This is a genomic window from Corynebacterium sp. Marseille-P4321, assembly GCF_903645305.1.
GTDB lineage: Bacteria > Actinomycetota > Actinomycetes > Mycobacteriales > Mycobacteriaceae > Corynebacterium.
This window is the reverse complement of the sequence record NZ_CAHJXO010000003.1, coordinates 259,619-275,102: the sequence shown is the minus strand read 5'-3', so window position 1 is coordinate 275,102 and position 15,484 is coordinate 259,619. Positions and strand designations below refer to the sequence as shown.

Sequence of the window (15,484 nt, the reverse complement as noted above, 5' to 3'; positions counted from 1 at the left end):
CCGTGAATCCGCAGGCGCCGTCGCGTGTGGAGCCGCGTGCCGTCGATAAGCAAAATGCTCCAGGCGGCGTGCCCGAGGCCGTGCGCTACATGCTGCTGAGCTGGGCCGTGATGATCGCCGGCGAGTTTTTGCACCAGATTCTTGTGGTCACCGCGGCGGTGCTCGATCCGGCGCCGCTACGCGAACAGGCCAAGGAACAGGCGAAAGCCGCGGGCGAGCAAGCCTCGGACGCGATGTTAAACGTGAGCGTGTACGGCGCGATCGCGGTGATGGCGCTGATCCAGCTTGTCTTCATTCTGCTGCTCGCGCTCGCGCTGCGCGCCATTAAGCAACAGAAGAGCTGGGCGGCGAACGCGCGGCGCCTGCTGCAAGTTTTCGGCGTGTTTTTCGGCGTGCGGGTGCTTACCCTGTTCATGCTGTCGTCGGCCGCGACCTCGCTGCCGGTGGCGTTCTACGCGTTCGATGGCATCATTCAGATCATCCTCGGCGTCGCCGGGGTCATGGGCATCGTGTACTCCGCGGACAAGGCGTCCGTGGAGTGGACAGAATCCAAAGCCAACCGCAAGGAGCAGTAAATGGCAGGCATGTTCCCGACGATGGTGTCGGACCCCGGCGACCGCAACCGCCGCTTCACCGGCGAAGTAGGCGAGCGCTGGCCGGGCACCCTGCGCACCAGCTACTACCTGTGCCTGGTGTCCGCGGTGCTCATGCTGGTGATCGGGTTCGCGCAACTCGCGAAGGGCGCGCCCGCCGACTTCGACCCGGACTCCGGCTCGAAGTTCATGCTTAACCTGCGCGTGCTGGCGTGGGGAAACATCATCTTCGGCATCGGCCTGACGTGTGCCGCCGCCTACTTCCCCAAAGGCTCGAAGACGGCGCGGCGGGTGGCGGCGGCGTTTATCGGGCTGACCATTTTTGTGAACCTTGCGGGATTTGTGGTGAACGTGTCCGGTTGGGCGTCGTTTACCGTGGTGATCGTGCTGGTATTTGCGCTGTTTTTCGCCTTCCGCCCGGACGCCAACGCGTACGTGGACAAAATGAGCGGCGACGTGTGGCAGGGCGTGGAGTAGACCATGGAACAGGGTGGAGGGTTGGAGCGCCTCGACGCATCCATCCAGGCTGCGCACGAAGCGGCGAAACACGCAGGCATCGACCCCACAGCGGCGGCGGTAGACCTCGACGGGGAACTGGTTCGTCCGAACGCCTCCTACGCGTTCAAGCTTGAGGGCGTGGAGGACGGACCCCAACTCAGCGAAATCGAGGCGGCGTTGGAGAACATCAAGGGTGTCTCCGCCAGGCTGGTCTACCCCAACCGCATGGCGTGGGTGACCGCCCCGGCGTCGCTTCCGCTCTCCGCGATCACCGAGGTGATCGAGCGCTTCGGCGTGAGCGCCAACGTTACTGATTCCACCCTGTGGCGCCGCGCCAACGGACGCTACTGGCAGGACCACCCCATGCCACGCCGGGCGAAAAAGCGGCGCAGCGACGAAGCGACGCTGATAGCCCGTGCCCAGGGTTTCGCTGCCCGCGGCCCCCGCGCAGTGCGACCGGCAGGCGACGTGCTGTTTACCGCCCGCGACCTTGTCACGCCGGTGCGCCTGTGGATGGCAGTGGCGCTGACCATCCCGGTGCTCGTGCTCACCTACTTCCCCTCGCTGGAGTTCCCCGGCTGGCAATGGGTTTGCCTCGCACTGGCCACCCCGGTTGCGCTGTGGTGCGCCTCCCCGTTCCACCGCGCGATGGCCGGTGGTGTGCGCCGCGGAATGTCGGCGCTGGACGGGGCGAGCTCTATCGCAATTCTGGCGTCCTACGTGTGGTCGGTGGGAGTGCTGCTGTTTACCGACGTCGGTTCGCTGGGCTACACCTCCTCTGCGGAGTGGGTGCCGCTGAACATGCAGCGCGGCGCGGAGCTCTACCTCGAAGTCAGTTGCGCGGTGACCACGCTGCTCTTGGCGGGGCGCTACTACGCCATCCGGGCGCGCTCGAACCTGCTGCACGAGCTCGATGCGCGCCGACCCGGGGCGGAAACCCAGTACGAGGTGAGCCACCGCCTGCGCCCCGCGGCGGGCGGGGCGGAGAAGCTGCCTGCCACCGAGATCCGGCGCGGCGACGACGTGCTGGTGAAAGCCGGTCAGATTATCCCGGCGGACGGGGAAGTGGTCGGCGGCTCCGGCGAGGTTGACCAGGAGCTGGTGGACACCCGCCGCGACCCCGCGTTGAAGGTCGGCTCCCGGGTGTATGCCGGCACCGTGTTGCGCGCCGGGGAGGTCAAGGTACGCGCCGAGCGCGTCGGCCACACCACGCGCTTCACCGCCATCCAGCGCTGGCTGCGAGATGCCACGCAGCACGAAAACGCGGCCACGCTGGCTGCCACCCGCAGCGCGAACATGCTCATCCCGGCCGCGTACGTCATCGCGGTGCTGGACTTCGGCCTGTGGCTGCTGTTTACCGGAAACTGGAACGCCGCGGTGTCTACGGCGCTGGCGATCCTGATTGTGGTGGCGCCGGTGAGCCTTGCGCTCTCGCCCGCGCTGCCGACGCGCGAGGGCCTGCAGTCCGCGGTGCGAAACGGGGTGCTGGTGCGCGATTCGACCACCATGCGCACCCTGGCCGCCACGGACACGGCCGTGTTCAACCGTGTGGGCACCCTGGTCACGCCAGAGATGCATGTGGAGACGGTCACCGCCGCGCGCGGGGAGAGCACCGAGATGGTGCTGCGCGTCGCCGGCGCCTTGGCCGCGGATTCGGGCCACCCGGCGTCCAAGGCGATGGTGAAGGCAGCGCGTGAGGCCCGCGACGCGCGAAACGGCGACCCGGACCTGCCGAACTGGATCGAGGTGGACGACGAGGAGCCCACGCCCGACGGCGAGCTTGGCGGCCGCGTCACCTTGCACTACGGCCAGCGCACGGAGACCATTACTGCCTCGCTGTGGCGCCCGACCAATCTTTCACAGCTCACCGGCCGTCTCGGCGCGGCTGCGACTGCCGGCGGCACGCCTGTGGTGGTGCGGTGGCAGGGCAAGGACCGCGGCGTGGTCACGCTCTACGACCCTGCGAAGGACGACGCGATCGAGGCTATCGACCGCCTCGAGGCGATGGACGTGGAGACGGTGATGCTCACTCGCGACACCTACCCGGTGGCGCGCCGCTTCGCGGACTTCTTGGGCGTGTCCCAGGTGCTGGCTGGCATCCCGGCGCCGCAGAAACCGGGGGCGGTGCGCGCGCTGCACACCCAGGGAGCGACGGTGGCGATGGTGGGCGACCAAAGCGTGCTGCCCACCTTGCGCGTGGCCGACACCGGCATCCTCTACGCCGGCGGGGACTTAGACGCGGTGCGCACGGACGACACGCGCTGGGAGCGCGCCTGCAGCGTGGTGCTCATCCGCGACGACGTGATGGCGGTGCCGCAGCTCATCGAGCACTCGCGCCGGGTGACCCGCATCGCGAACGCGAACATGACGTTCGCCACCGTGTACAACGCAGCCGCGATCACGCTTGCCGCGGCCGGAGTGCTGCCGCCAGTTGGCGCCACCTTGCTCATGCTGGGAAGTTCCCTGCTCATCGAGGCAAATTCCAGGCGCGCTCGCCGGTTCCCGGGCTGAATCGGCGGCACCGGTAGGCTTGGAAAGCATGACCGGCACCGCACATGGACGCACGCAGAGACGTCAGCTTGCACACGCCCCGCTCATCGACGCCGCCTTGGGCCGCACCCCAACCCGAACCCCGGTGTGGTTCATGCGCCAGGCGGGCCGCTCGCTTCCGGAGTATCGCAAGGTGCGCGAGGGTATTGCCATGCTGGACTCGTGTTTCATGCCGGAGCTGCTCGCCGAAATTACGCTGCAGCCGGTGCGCCGCCACGACGTTGACGCGGCGATTTTGTTCTCCGACATCGTGGTCCCGCTCAAGGCAGCCGGGGTGGACGTGGAGATCGTGCCGGGGAAAGGCCCGGTGGTGGGGGCGCCGGTGAGGAGCCGTCAGGACGTCGATAAGCTGCCTCTGCTCGAAGGCGACGTGCAGGAAGTGGCCGACGGCATCCGGATCATCCTGGACGAGCTCAGCGACACCCAGGCGCTCATCGGCTTCGTGGGGGCGCCTTTTACGCTGGCCAGCTACCTCGTGGAGGGCGGGCCGAGCAAGAACCACGAGCGGACCAAGGCGATGATGCACGCCGACCCGGAGACGTGGCACACGCTCATGCGCCGGCTTGTGCCCACCATCAAGGCGTTCCTGCGCACGCAGGTCGAGGCGGGCATCGACGCGATGCAGCTGTTCGATTCCTGGGCGGGTTTTCTCACCGAGCGCGACTACCGCGAGTATGTCCTGCCGTACTCCACCGAGATCCTGGAGTCGGTCGCGGGCGAGATTCCGCGCATCCACTTCGGCGTGGCCACCGGCGAGCTGCTCGGCGCGATGAGCGAGGCGGGCAGCGAGGTCATGGGCGTCGATTGGCGTGTGCCACTCGACGTTGCGGCAGCACGCTTTACGACGCCACGTGTGCTCCAAGGCAACCTCGACCCCGCCATGCTCTTCGCCGGGGAAGACGTGGTGCGCCGCGAGGTGACCCGCATCAAGGGCGAGGCCGCGCGCGCCATCGACGCAGGCCTGGCCACCGGCCACATTTTCAACCTGGGCCACGGCGTGCTGCCCACCACCGACGCGGACGCCGTGACCGAGGCTGTGCGCATCATCCACGAAGAGCTTGAAGGGCTTGAAGAGGAGGCCTAATGAACATCGCAATCATCGGCGCCGGCTTGGCAGGCCTGACCTGCGCGTACGAGCTGCGCGATACCGGCGCCAAGGTGGACGTGTACGAAGCGACCGACCGTATTGGCGGCAAGCTGCACACCGTCGCGTTCGAGGGCGGGCCAACCGACATGGGCGCGGAAGCTTTCTTGGCGCGCCGCACCGACGCGGTCGAGTTTTTCCGCGAGCTCGGCCTGGGTGACTCGTTGATGGAGCCGTCCGGCCTGCGCTCGCTTGTGTGGGTCGACGGCGAGGCACGCCAGCTGCCGACCGGCGGTGTGATGGGCATCCCGTCCACCTCCGAGACGGTGAAGCACCTGGTCAGCGAGGAGACCGCAGCGCGTATCGACGCCGAAGGCGAGACCGGCTTCGAGTGGGAAATCGGCGGCGACGTCAACGTGGGCGCGCTGGTACGTGAGCGCTACGGAGACGAAGTGGTGGACAACATTGTCTCCGCGCTACTCGGCGGGGTGTACTCCTGCACGGCCGACGACCTGGGCCTGCGCGCCACCGTCCCGCAGCTGGCCGGGGAACTCGACCGCATGGCCGCCGACGGGCTGGTGACCCTCTCCGGCGCCGTGGCGAACCTGGAGCGCTCGCGCCGCGAGATGCCCACCGGCCACGGCGCGGTATTCAACGCGTTCAAGGAGGGCTACCAGGAGGTCTACGAGGCGCTCGCGGAGCAGTCCGGCGCGGACATCTACATCGACGCGTTCATCTCCGGCATCGAACCCGCCCCCAACGGGGGTTTCAAGCTGAAGGGCGGCGAGGACACGGTCTACGACCACGTGATCGTCGCCGTGCCCGCCCCCACCGCCGCGCTGCTGCTCAAGCCGCTCGCGCCCGAGGCCGCGGAGTCGCTCAAGAGCGTGAAGCTGGCGAACTCGGTAGTAGTGGGCATGCGCTTTGCTAACGACGAGGGGCTGCCGCAAAACTCCGGCGTCCTCGTCGCCAACGGCGCCGAAGACGTCACCGCGAAGGCATTCACGTTCTCCTCGCGCAAGTGGCCACACCTCGCCGAGCGGGGCGGCGCACTGGTGCGCGCCAGCTTCGGCCGCTTCGGCGACACCATCGCCATGAGCGCCGACGAGGACGACCTGGTGGACTGGGCCCTCGACGACCTGAAAACCATCACCGGCTTTGACGGCCGCGAAGCCGGCCTGGAGGAAATCTACGTGCAGCGTTGGCTCGGCGGCCTGCCACGCTTCGACGAGCACCACTTGGCCACCGTGGCAGAGGTCCGCGGCGCACTCGAGGGGCTCGACGGCATCTCCGTCACCGGCGCTTGGGCCGCGGGTGTGGGGGTGCCGGCGGTGGTGGCGGACGCACGGGTGGTAGCGGCAGCCGTCGCAAAGCAACTGCAAACCTAGGGGTTTCCGCGCCGCGTGCACTAGGTTGATCACCTATGGAATCACACGCGCGCGACGCCGAGCAGGCCGAAGAATCTTCGGCCCAGACTTCGGCGCAGACTTCGGGGGACACTTCGGCCGAGACTGCGGCGGAGAAGGAGTGGTGGGAAGAAGAGGGCCTGCCGTGGAACTCCAAACCCACGAAGGCGGACTACTGGTGCCTCGCCTGGTTCGGGTTTGCGGGCCTGTTCGGCATGGCCATGATCCCGCTGCGTGCGTGGCTTCTGGGCCTCGACCCGCCGATCATGCTGGCCCTGACCGGCTCGCGCCTCGGCGCGGCATCCACAGGTGCGCTGGCCGCGGTGGGGCAAGCCGACCACTGGCTTGTCATGCTGCTCATCGGCTCCGTGGTGGCCATCAAGTTCGACTGGATCTACTGGTGGGCCGGCAAACTGTGGGGCCGCGGCATCCTGGAAGTGCAGGGCGCGAACTCGAAGCGCGCCGCCCGCAACATCGAGCGTGTCGAAGGGTGGGCGGTGAAGCTCGGCTGGCTGGGCATCTTCCTGGCGTACCTGCCGATCCCGCTGCCCATCGCGTTCGTCGTGTTCGTGCTGATGGGCATTACCGGCATGCCGGTGGGCAAGTTCATGCTTTTGGACTTCATCTCGAAGACGCTGTGGTCGTTTTTGTACCTGGGGCTGGGCTGGTGGATCGGCGAACCCGTGGTGTACGTGCTTGACCAGTACGCGAAGGTGGCCAACTGGATCGCGATCGCCCTGATTGTGGTCGTGTTCGTGGGCGTGTTCCGCAACCAGTCGAAGAAGGAGAAAGCAGCCCAGATGACGATGGGCGGGGCAGTCGACGCGTCTCACTAGCAGGGCCCGTTTCCGGCCGGGGGCAGGGGCGCCAACCAGGCCACCTAGTCCCGGTACACCACCACGGAGGAGAGGTCCTCGTCGCCGTGGCCGGCGTCCTGCTGCGCCTCAAGCGACGCAAGTGCCGCACGCACGGCGGGCAGGTCGGTGCTGTCGGCGGCGTCGAGCATCAACCGCGCGTCCTTCGCAATCGCGTCGACGGAGAAGTCGCCGGGGTCGGTGGAACGCTCACCCAGCACGAACGGGGCTTTCATGTTCACGATGAACTCCAGGCCCGTCCCACGCAGCATCTTCACCACCTGCTCTGCGGAAATGCCCTGCGCGGCACCCAGATCCAGGGCTTCGCGGAACCCCTCCAAGGACACCGCAAGCGCGAGGTTTGCCAGCAGTTTGCCTACGGCTGCGTCGGCGGCCGATTCGACTTCTACCAGGCGTTCCGGGTTGGCGGCGGCCCACGGGGCGACGACAGTGGCGACACGGGAGCGTCGATAAGCATCTGCTCCTCCGACGTACACGCCGAGCTTGCCTTCGCGCGCGGGCGGCAGCGAGCCGACCACCGGGGTGTGCACGAAGCCGGGCACGGCGGCGGCGAACTCGGTGGCGTCGTCGGGCGAGATGGTGGTGGCGTCCGCCCAGGTCACGCCGTCTGGGATGAGGGCGGGTTCGATGACTACGGAGCGGATGTCGTCGGGGCCGAAGAGCGAAGTGATCACCAGCTCTGCGCCCTCGACGGCCTCCGAGGGCGACGCGGCGGCGGTGGCGCCCTTTGCCACCAGCGGTTCGCACTTGGATGCGGTGCGGTTCCACACTGTGAGCTCGTGGTCGCCAACAAGTTTGAGTGCCAGTTCAGTGCCCATGCGGCCGAGGCCTAAAAACGCGATTCTCATATGGCCTACGATAGACAACCATGACTGCCCAGAACCCGACCTCAGCGAACACCACCCGCTCCCACGAGCTTTTCCAGCGCGCTCAGCGCGTGACCCCCGGCGGGGTGAACTCGCCGGTGCGCGCGTTTGGCTCGGTGGGCGGGCAGACCCGGTTCATTGCGAGTGCGCAGGGTTCGCAGCTTATCGACGTGGACGGGAACTCTTACGTGGACCTCGTCGGTTCGTGGGGCCCGATGCTGCACGGCCACGCGCACCCGGAGATTGTGTCCGCGGTCAATGAGGCGCTCTCGCACGGCTTGAGCTTCGGCGCGCCGACGGAGGCGGAGGTGCAGATCGCGGAGATGATCACGCAGCGCACCAGCGTGGATGAGGTGCGCATGGTCAACTCCGGTACCGAGGCGACGATGTCTGCGGTGCGTTTGGCGCGCGGTTTCACTGGCCGGCCAAAGGTGCTCAAGTTTGAGGGTTGCTATCACGGGCACGTGGATGCGTTGTTGGCGTCGGCGGGCTCAGGCTTGGCGACGTTTGCCTTGCCGGATTCCCCGGGCGTAACCGGTGCGCAGGCCGCGGACACCATCGTGGTGCCGTACAACGATGTGGCGGCGGTGGAGCGGGCGTTCCTCGAGCACCCGGGCGAGATCGCGGTGATTATCACGGAAGCGGCCTGCGGCAACATGGGCACCGTCGCCCCGCAGGACAACTTCAACGCGAAGCTGAAGGAGATCGCGCACGCGGACGGTGCGCTGTTGATCGTCGATGAGGTGATGACGGGCTTCCGCACGTCCTACTCCGGCTGGTACGGCGTGGACGGTGTAGCGGGCGACCTGACCACCTTCGGCAAGGTGATTTCCGGCGGGCTGCCGGCGGCGGCGTTCGGTGGGCGCAAGGATGTCATGGAGCGCCTCGCCCCGAATGGGCCGGTGTACCAAGCGGGCACCTTGTCCGGTAACCCGGTTGCCATGGCGGCTGGCATGGCGTCGCTGCGCCTGGCCAGCGAGGATGCGTACCCGGCGCTGCAGGAAAACGCGGACACGTTGGCGCGGCTGATTTCCGAGGCGTTGGAGCGCGAGGGGGTGGCGCACCACATTCAGCGCGCCGCGACGATGCTTTCTGTGCGCTTCGCGGAAGGCGAGGGGACGAACTTCGCCGAGATGCAGGCGGCGGAGACGTTCCGTTACGCCCCGTTCTTCCACGCGCTGCTGGATGCTGGCGTGTACGCGCCGCCGAGCGCATTCGAGACGTGGTTCGTCTCCACCGCTCTGACCGGCGAGGACTTCGGCCGCATCGAAGAGGCGCTCGGCGCGGCAGCGAAGGCCGCGGCGCAGGCTGAGGCTTAGGCGGAGACGTAGGCGATGGAAGAACAAAAGCGCACCACAGTGCACTTGGTCCGCCACGGCGAGGTGTACAACCCGAAACAGGTGCTCTACGGGCGCATGCCGGGCTACCACTTGTCTTCGCGCGGGAAATCCATGGCGGCAAAAACGGCCCGTTTTTTCGAGGGCCGCGACGTGGTATACCTCGCGGCGTCGCCGCTGGAGCGCGCCCAAGAGACGGCGGAACCGATCGCTGAGGTCACGGGACTAGACATCGATACCCGCGAGGACATCATTGAGGCCGCGAACACTTTCGAGGGGCTTCGCACCAAGGGGTGGCGCACGCAGCTGCTCAACCCGATCCGCTGGCGCCACATGACGAACCCGTTCGAGCCGAGCTGGGGCGAGCCGTACGACGAGATTCTTGCGCGCATGCTCAAAGAGGTGGATCACGCGGCGTCGAAGGCCGAGGGCCGCGAGGCTGTGTTGGTGTCGCACCAGCTGCCGATTGTCATGGTGCAGCGCCACGTGCAGGGCAAACGACTGGCGCACATGAGGCGCGAGTGCGACCTGGCCTCGGTGACCTCACTTGTGCTTGAGGCGGGGCGTGTTGTTGACTTTACGTACGCAACGCCCGCTGCATCGATCTAAACAGAGCGATCTGAGAAGAGACCTGAGAAGAGAAGGACCTTATGCGAAAGCTCCTCGCGCCCGTGTGCGCCGCCGCGGCGCTGGTGTTGGCAGGCTGCGGCGCTGGTGGCGACGACGGGGGGACGTTTTCCTTCCATTCGCCGGGCGGGCAGACGGAGATTTTCTACGAGCCGGAGGAGCGCGCCCCGCTCGATGGCTTCGAGGGCGAGAGCCTGATGGAGCCGGGAGAGACGATCGCGTTGTCCGATTTCGACGGGCAGATCGTGGTGCTCAACGCGTGGGGGCAGTGGTGCGCGCCGTGCCGCGCGGAGGTGGACGACTTGCAGGCCGTGCACGAGCATTTGCTTGAAGATGCTGCCGGCACCGTTTTAGGCATCAACGTGCGGGACCCGAACCCGCAGATCGCCCGCGATTTCGTGGTCGATAACGGGGTGACGTACCCGTCCATCTACGACCCGCCGTTTGTCACCGCTGCGCACCTTGGCGGGGTGCCAAGTTCCGTCATCCCCACCACCGTGGTGCTGGACGCGCAGCACCGCCCGGCCGCGGTGTTCCTGCGCGAGATCACGGCGGACGAGCTCATTGAATTGGTGGACAGGCTGAAGGAGGAGGCGTAGATGGGGGAGGCGTTTTCCAGCCTCGCGGCCGACGGGCCCCTTCTGCTCGGCTTGTTCGCGGCGGCGTTGGCGGGGCTGGTGTCGTTCGCCTCGCCGTGCGTGATCCCGCTGGTGCCGGGCTACATGTCGTACCTCACCGGTGTGGTGGGCGGCGAGATGGAGTTCGCCGAGGAGGGTGTGCGCGTGAAGAGCAAGAACACGCGCGTGGCGGGCGCGGCCGCGTTGTTCATCGCGGGGTTCACGCTGGTGTTCTTGCTGGCCACAGTGTCGGTGTTCGGCGTGGTGAGCTTGATCCAGCTCAACGCGGACACGCTCATGCGCGTTGGCGGCGTGGTGACCATCGTGATGGGGCTCGTGTTCATGGGTGCCGTCCCGGCGTTGCAGCGCGACACGCGGCTCAGCCCGAAGCGCTGGACCACGATCCTCGGTGCGCCGCTTTTAGGCGGGGTGTTCGCCCTCGGCTGGACGCCCTGCCTGGGCCCCACGCTCGCGGCGATCATTTCGGTGTCTGTGGGCACCCAGGGGCTTACGGCAGCGCGCGGGGTGCTGCTGGTCGTGGCGTACTGCATCGGTCTGGGCCTGCCGTTTTTGCTGGTGGCGCTGGGGTCGATGCAGGCGGTGAAGTCCATCGACTTTCTTCGTAAGCATTCCCGCGCCATCCAGATCATCGGCGGGGTGCTGATGATCGTGGTGGGGCTCATGCTGCTCACCGGCGCCTGGAGCAACTTCATCGGCTGGACCCGTAACCTGGTCGGCGATTTCGGCGGGACGGTCATCTAATGCTGCAGATGCTGCGGAAGTTTTGGCACTGGCTGACCAGCATGCGCACCGCGCTTCTGCTGCTGTTCGTCCTCGCGCTCGCCGCGGTGCCGGGCGCGCTGTTGCCGCAGCGCCAGGTGAGCAGCTCGCTTGTGGACGACTACTTGCGCGCCAACCCCACCATGGGCCCGATCTACGACAGGCTGCAGCTTTTCGACGTGTTCGAGTCCACCTGGTTCGTCGCAATCGTGCTGCTGCTCATGGTCTCGCTGGTGGGCTGCATCATCCCGCGCTCCATGGATCACTGGCGCGCCTACACCACCCCGCCCACCCGCGCCCCGAAGTACTTGGCCCGCATGCCGATGCACGCTGAGGGTGAAGTGGAAGGGGATCTGGGAAGCGTCGATAAGCATGTGCGCGAAACCCTGTCCAAGTGGCACCTGCAGGCGTACGAACCGGACGAAGACCGCGCCGGCACGTACTCCATTTCGGCGGAGCGCGGGTACGCGCGCGAGCTGATGAACCTGGTGTTCCACATCGGGCTGGTGGCCATGATTGTCACCTTCGCGCTCGGGCGCATGCTCTACTACGAAGGCCAGGTCATCGTGGTGACCAACTCCGAGGCGGAATCGGCGGTGCCGGTGGAGCGCTCCACGGTGTTCTGCAATACCTCCCCCGCGAACTTCGACGTGTTTCGCGCCGGGGCGCTTTTCGACGGCACCGGGCTGACCCCCTTCTGCTTCGACGCACAGAACTTCCGCGCGGACTACCTCAACACCGGCCAAGCGCTCGGGTTCGCCTCCGACATCACCTTCACCGACGACGTGACGAAGCCACAAGACGAGTGGGAGCCGTACACCCTCGAGGTGAACACCCCGCTGCGCGTCGGCGGCGACCGCGTGTACCTGCAGGGCCACGGCTTCGCCCCGCAGATCACCGTGACATGGCCCAACGGCGAATCGCGCACCCAAATGGTGCAGTTTCGGCCCACCGACACCACCACGTTCCTCTCCTCCGGCGTGATGCGCTTCGACCCGCCCGCCGGCATGTACCCGGACCTCACCGAGCGCCGCGAGCACCAGATCGCCGTGGAGGGCAACTTCGCGCCCACCGCCGAGTGGTCCGGCCCCAACGACGACCTGCTGTCCTCCGCGTTCCCACAGATGGACGCCCCGGCGGTGTCCGTGGACGTCTACCGCGGCGACGCCGGCCTGGACACCGGCCGGCCGCAAAACATCTTCGTGCTGGACCAGAACCTCATCGCCGACGGCAGGCTGCAGAAAGTCGAGCGCCTCAACCTCACCCCAGGCCAGGAGGCGACGGTCTCCGACGGCGACGGCGGCGAGGTGACCGTCCGCTTCGACGGTGCCGCCGAGTACGCGAACTACCAGATTTCCCGCGACCCCGTCCAAGGCTGGGTGCTCGCCTCCACCGTGGTGATGATCGCCGCGCTCGCCGGCTCCCTGGCCATTAAGCGCCGCCGGATCTGGGTGCGCCTGCGCCCGCAGCCGGGTGGCAAGGTCGTCGTGGAAATCGCCGGGCTGTCGCGCACCGACCGCGCCGGGTGGGGCCCCGAGTTCGAGCGCATCGTGGAGGAGCTTCTCGGCACCGCGCCGAGCGCCCCGGACGAGGTAGACGAGGACGCGGACATCCTTTTATAAAGCCCCGCTGGTGGGGTAGGTTGAGTTCATGCTTGTCGATTCCACAATGGCAGAGCTCTCCGATCTGACCTTCCGCACCGCGTTCATCATTTACATCGTCGCGCTGATCATGTCGTTCGTGTACTACGGCCGCGTGAACAGCGTCATCGAGGTGCGCCGCGAGAAGCTCAAAGCACAAGCCGCCGCCAGCTCAAAGGTTGCGGTCGGCGCCGGAGGCCCGCCGGTAGTGGAGGGGCAGGAGCTTATCGACGCTTCCGTGTCCGACCCCAATACGGACCCCATTACCGACGAGGAGTACGAGGCCAAACTCGCCTCCGCCCGCAAGTGGGCCGGAATGACGCAGGCGCTGGTGTGGGTCGGCGTGGCGTTGCACCTCGCCGCCTTTGTTACCCGCGGTCTCGCCGCGAGGCGCTTCCCGCTGGGCAACCTGTACGAGTACATCCTGTTCATGACCGCGGTGGTGATGGTGGTCGCCGCCGTGGTGATCCAGCGACGCGGCTGGCACACCGTGTGGCCGTGGCTTCTGTTCCCCATGGTCATCGCGATGTTCTTGAACTCCACGGTGTTCCACATGCAGGCCGCGCCCGTGGTCCCGGCGCTGCAGTCCTACTGGATGCCGGTGCACGTGTCCACCGTGTCCATCGGCGCGTCCGTCGGTTTGGTCTCCGGCGTGTTCGCGCTGCTCTACCTGTTGCGCATGTGGCAGCCAAAGGGGTCCGAGCACGGATTCTTCGGCATGTTGGCGCGCCCGCTGCCGAGCGCGAAGACGCTGGACCAAATCGCGTACAAGACCGCGGTGATCACTCTGCCGCTGTTCGGCATCGGCATCGTCTTCGGCGCTATCTGGGCGGAGGTGGCCTGGGGCCGCTTCTGGGGCTGGGACGCGAAGGAAACCGTCTCCATGATCACGTGGATCCTCTACGCGGCGTACCTTCACGCCCGCGCCACGGCCGGTTGGAAGAGCACCACGGCCGCCTGGATTAACGTGTTCGCCATGGGCATGACCATCTTCAACATGACGTACGTCAACACGGTGCTGGCCAGCCTGCACTCGTACGCGGGGCTGGGATAGTGAAGGTACTCATTACTGGTGGTGCCGGCTACATCGGCTCAACCATCGCGTCGTGCTGCGACGATGCTGGCATCACGCCGGTGATTCTGGATGATTACTCCACCGGCCTGCACGCCTTCGGCGAGCGTTTCGCCTGCTACGAGGGCGACATCGCGGACGTCGAACTGCTGAACCGCATCGGCGAAGAGCATCCGGACATCGACGCAGTGGTGCACTGTGCAGCGAAGATCGTGGTGCCGGAATCCGTCGATAAGCCGCTTGCGTACTACGACAACAACGTGGGCAAATCCATCACCCTGCTGCAGGCGCTGGACCGCCTGGGCGTGCGGCGGTTCATCTTGAGCTCCACGGCGTCGATGTACGAGCCGGGGCCGGACTACATGGTGGACGAATCCAGCCCCGTCGACCCGCAAAGCCCGTACGCGGCGTCGAAGTTCCTGCTGGAGCGGGTGCTTAAAGACACGGCGGCGACCGGCAGGCTGAACGTGATTGCGCTGCGCTACTTCAACCCGATCGGCGCGGACCCGAAGCTGCGCACCGGCCTGCAGAACCCGGCGCCCACGCACGCGATGGGCAAGATGATTGAGGCGCACAACGCAGGTCGGCCTTTCACCGTCACCGGGGTGGACTGGCCCACCCGCGACGGCTCGGGCCTGCGCGACTACATCCATGTCTGGGACCTCGCGCGTGCGCACGTGGCGGTGCTTGAGCGTTTCGACGAGGTGAGCACCGGCTACGACGTGATCAACCTGGGCACCGGCCAGGGCACCACCGTCTTCGAGTTGGCGGAGGCGTTCGGCGAAGCCACCGGCACGCCCTTGGACGTGCGCACCGGCCCCGCCCGCCCGGGCGACGTGGTGGGGTGCGCGAGCCGTACCGACAAGGCGCGCGAGGTGCTGGGCTGGACCGCGGAGCGTTCCATTGCCGACGGGGTGCGCGACGCGCTCGCCTGGGCCGAGAAACTGCCCGCGGTGTTGGCGGGGGAGGAGACCTAGATGACTACACCGCGCAACGCGCCGCGTAAGAAGACCGGCAAGCCGGCTAGCGAGAACCCGAAGCTGATTAAGCTCGGCCAGCAGATCAGCGAGCGCCGCCGCGCCACCGGGCGCCTGCAGCAGGAGGTGGCGGACTCAGCCGGGGTGTCGCGCTCCACCTTGCACACCATCGAGCACGGAGGTGCGGGTGTGCGCTGGGAGAAGCTCATCGCGGTCGCGGAGACGCTGGACCTCGAGATGGTGCTGCGGGAGAAAAATTAGGCGTTTTTTGGGTCGTCCCCGCCACCGCGGCGGCGCCGGCGCTCCTCTTCCTCGAGGCGCTTGCGTTCCGCCTCTTCTTTCGCGCGGCGTTCTTTGAAGCGGTTCTTCTCGATGTTCCACAGGAACTCTTCGTCGTCGTCCGGTCCCTTGATGGCCGGAGGCTGCTCCTTCGCCGGCGTGCCGTAGCGTTCTTTCGAGCCCGGGCCGAAGGCCCGCCACAACAAGAAGATGGCGAGGGCGACCAGGAGGATAAGTAGCACTCTTCCCATGACTTCCAACATACTTGGTCGCCCGTTAGGGT

At 66.9% G+C, this 15,484-nt stretch carries 16 protein-coding genes; 14 read left to right on the top strand and 2 right to left on the bottom strand.

Annotated elements, in window-relative coordinates; translation table 11 throughout:
• The first annotated feature begins 2 nt into the window (after positions 1 to 2).
• Genes HWX32_RS09710 through HWX32_RS09685 form a run of 6 tightly spaced genes read left to right on the top strand, consistent with a single transcriptional unit; the run spans position 3 to position 6,967 of the window.
• Complete coding sequence (locus tag HWX32_RS09710; protein WP_175935694.1) at positions 3 to 575, top strand: hypothetical protein; 573 nt, start codon at positions 3 to 5, stop codon at positions 573 to 575.
• Positions 576 to 1,070 carry a hypothetical protein gene (locus HWX32_RS09705; protein WP_175935693.1) on the top strand — a complete coding sequence of 165 codons (495 nt, stop codon included), beginning with the start codon at positions 576 to 578 and terminating at the stop codon, positions 1,068 to 1,070.
• Between the two features lie 3 nt (positions 1,071 to 1,073).
• The gene (locus HWX32_RS09700) at positions 1,074 to 3,602 is read left to right on the top strand and encodes a cation-translocating P-type ATPase (protein WP_075469635.1); all 2,529 of its coding nucleotides are present in this window, start codon (positions 1,074 to 1,076) and stop codon (positions 3,600 to 3,602) included.
• Between the two features lie 28 nt (positions 3,603 to 3,630).
• Positions 3,631 to 4,725, top strand: coding sequence for a uroporphyrinogen decarboxylase (hemE, locus tag HWX32_RS09695; protein ID WP_175935692.1), 1,095 nt, complete (start codon positions 3,631 to 3,633; stop codon positions 4,723 to 4,725).
• On the top strand, positions 4,725 to 6,113 hold the full coding sequence (locus HWX32_RS09690) for a protoporphyrinogen oxidase (RefSeq protein ID WP_175935691.1): 1,389 nt from the start codon (positions 4,725 to 4,727) through the stop codon (positions 6,111 to 6,113). The genes hemE and HWX32_RS09690 overlap by 1 nt, the downstream gene beginning before the upstream one ends.
• A 35-nt stretch (positions 6,114 to 6,148) precedes the next feature.
• Positions 6,149 to 6,967 carry a DedA family protein gene (locus tag HWX32_RS09685; protein ID WP_175935690.1) on the top strand — a complete coding sequence of 273 codons (819 nt, stop codon included), beginning with the start codon at positions 6,149 to 6,151 and terminating at the stop codon, positions 6,965 to 6,967.
• Positions 6,968 to 7,011: 44 nt separating this feature from the next.
• On the opposite strand, the gene HWX32_RS09680 is transcribed toward HWX32_RS09685, so the two are convergent.
• A complete protein-coding gene (locus tag HWX32_RS09680) occupies positions 7,012 to 7,854 on the bottom strand; it encodes an NAD(P)-dependent oxidoreductase (protein ID WP_175935689.1) in 843 nt (280 codons plus the stop codon).
• A 20-nt stretch (positions 7,855 to 7,874) separates the two neighbouring features.
• On the opposite strand from HWX32_RS09680, the gene hemL reads away from it, so the two are divergent.
• From hemL to HWX32_RS09640, 8 genes are read left to right on the top strand one after another with little or no spacing between them, the layout of a single operon-like run.
• The gene (gene hemL / locus HWX32_RS09675) at positions 7,875 to 9,191 is read left to right on the top strand and encodes a glutamate-1-semialdehyde 2,1-aminomutase (RefSeq protein ID WP_175935688.1); all 1,317 of its coding nucleotides are present in this window, start codon (positions 7,875 to 7,877) and stop codon (positions 9,189 to 9,191) included.
• A gap of 15 nt (positions 9,192 to 9,206) precedes the next feature.
• Positions 9,207 to 9,818 carry a histidine phosphatase family protein gene (locus tag HWX32_RS09670; protein WP_175935687.1) on the top strand — a complete coding sequence of 204 codons (612 nt, stop codon included), beginning with the start codon at positions 9,207 to 9,209 and terminating at the stop codon, positions 9,816 to 9,818.
• 41 nt (positions 9,819 to 9,859) lie between these two features.
• Positions 9,860 to 10,435 carry a TlpA disulfide reductase family protein gene (locus HWX32_RS09665; protein WP_175935686.1) on the top strand — a complete coding sequence of 192 codons (576 nt, stop codon included), beginning with the start codon at positions 9,860 to 9,862 and terminating at the stop codon, positions 10,433 to 10,435.
• Positions 10,436 to 11,215, top strand: a complete 780-nt coding sequence (locus HWX32_RS09660) for a cytochrome c biogenesis CcdA family protein (RefSeq protein ID WP_175935685.1) — start codon at positions 10,436 to 10,438, stop codon at positions 11,213 to 11,215. It abuts the gene before it with no gap.
• A complete protein-coding gene (locus HWX32_RS09655) occupies positions 11,215 to 12,855 on the top strand; it encodes a cytochrome c biogenesis protein ResB (RefSeq protein ID WP_175935684.1) in 1,641 nt (546 codons plus the stop codon). The genes HWX32_RS09660 and HWX32_RS09655 overlap by 1 nt, the downstream gene beginning before the upstream one ends.
• A 28-nt stretch (positions 12,856 to 12,883) precedes the next feature.
• A complete protein-coding gene (ccsB, locus tag HWX32_RS09650) occupies positions 12,884 to 13,927 on the top strand; it encodes a c-type cytochrome biogenesis protein CcsB (RefSeq protein WP_175935683.1) in 1,044 nt (347 codons plus the stop codon).
• Entirely contained in the window at positions 13,927 to 14,922 is a 996-nt protein-coding gene (gene galE / locus HWX32_RS09645; protein WP_175935682.1) for a UDP-glucose 4-epimerase GalE, read from the top strand. The genes ccsB and galE overlap by 1 nt, the downstream gene beginning before the upstream one ends.
• Entirely contained in the window at positions 14,923 to 15,183 is a 261-nt protein-coding gene (locus tag HWX32_RS09640) for a helix-turn-helix domain-containing protein (RefSeq protein WP_075466094.1), read from the top strand.
• Here HWX32_RS09640 and HWX32_RS09635 read toward each other — a convergent pair.
• Positions 15,180 to 15,452, bottom strand: a complete 273-nt coding sequence (locus HWX32_RS09635) for a hypothetical protein (RefSeq protein ID WP_075466096.1) — start codon at positions 15,450 to 15,452, stop codon at positions 15,180 to 15,182. The two genes, HWX32_RS09640 and HWX32_RS09635, sit on opposite strands and share 4 nt — an antisense overlap.
• Positions 15,453 to 15,484: the final 32 nt, after the last annotated feature.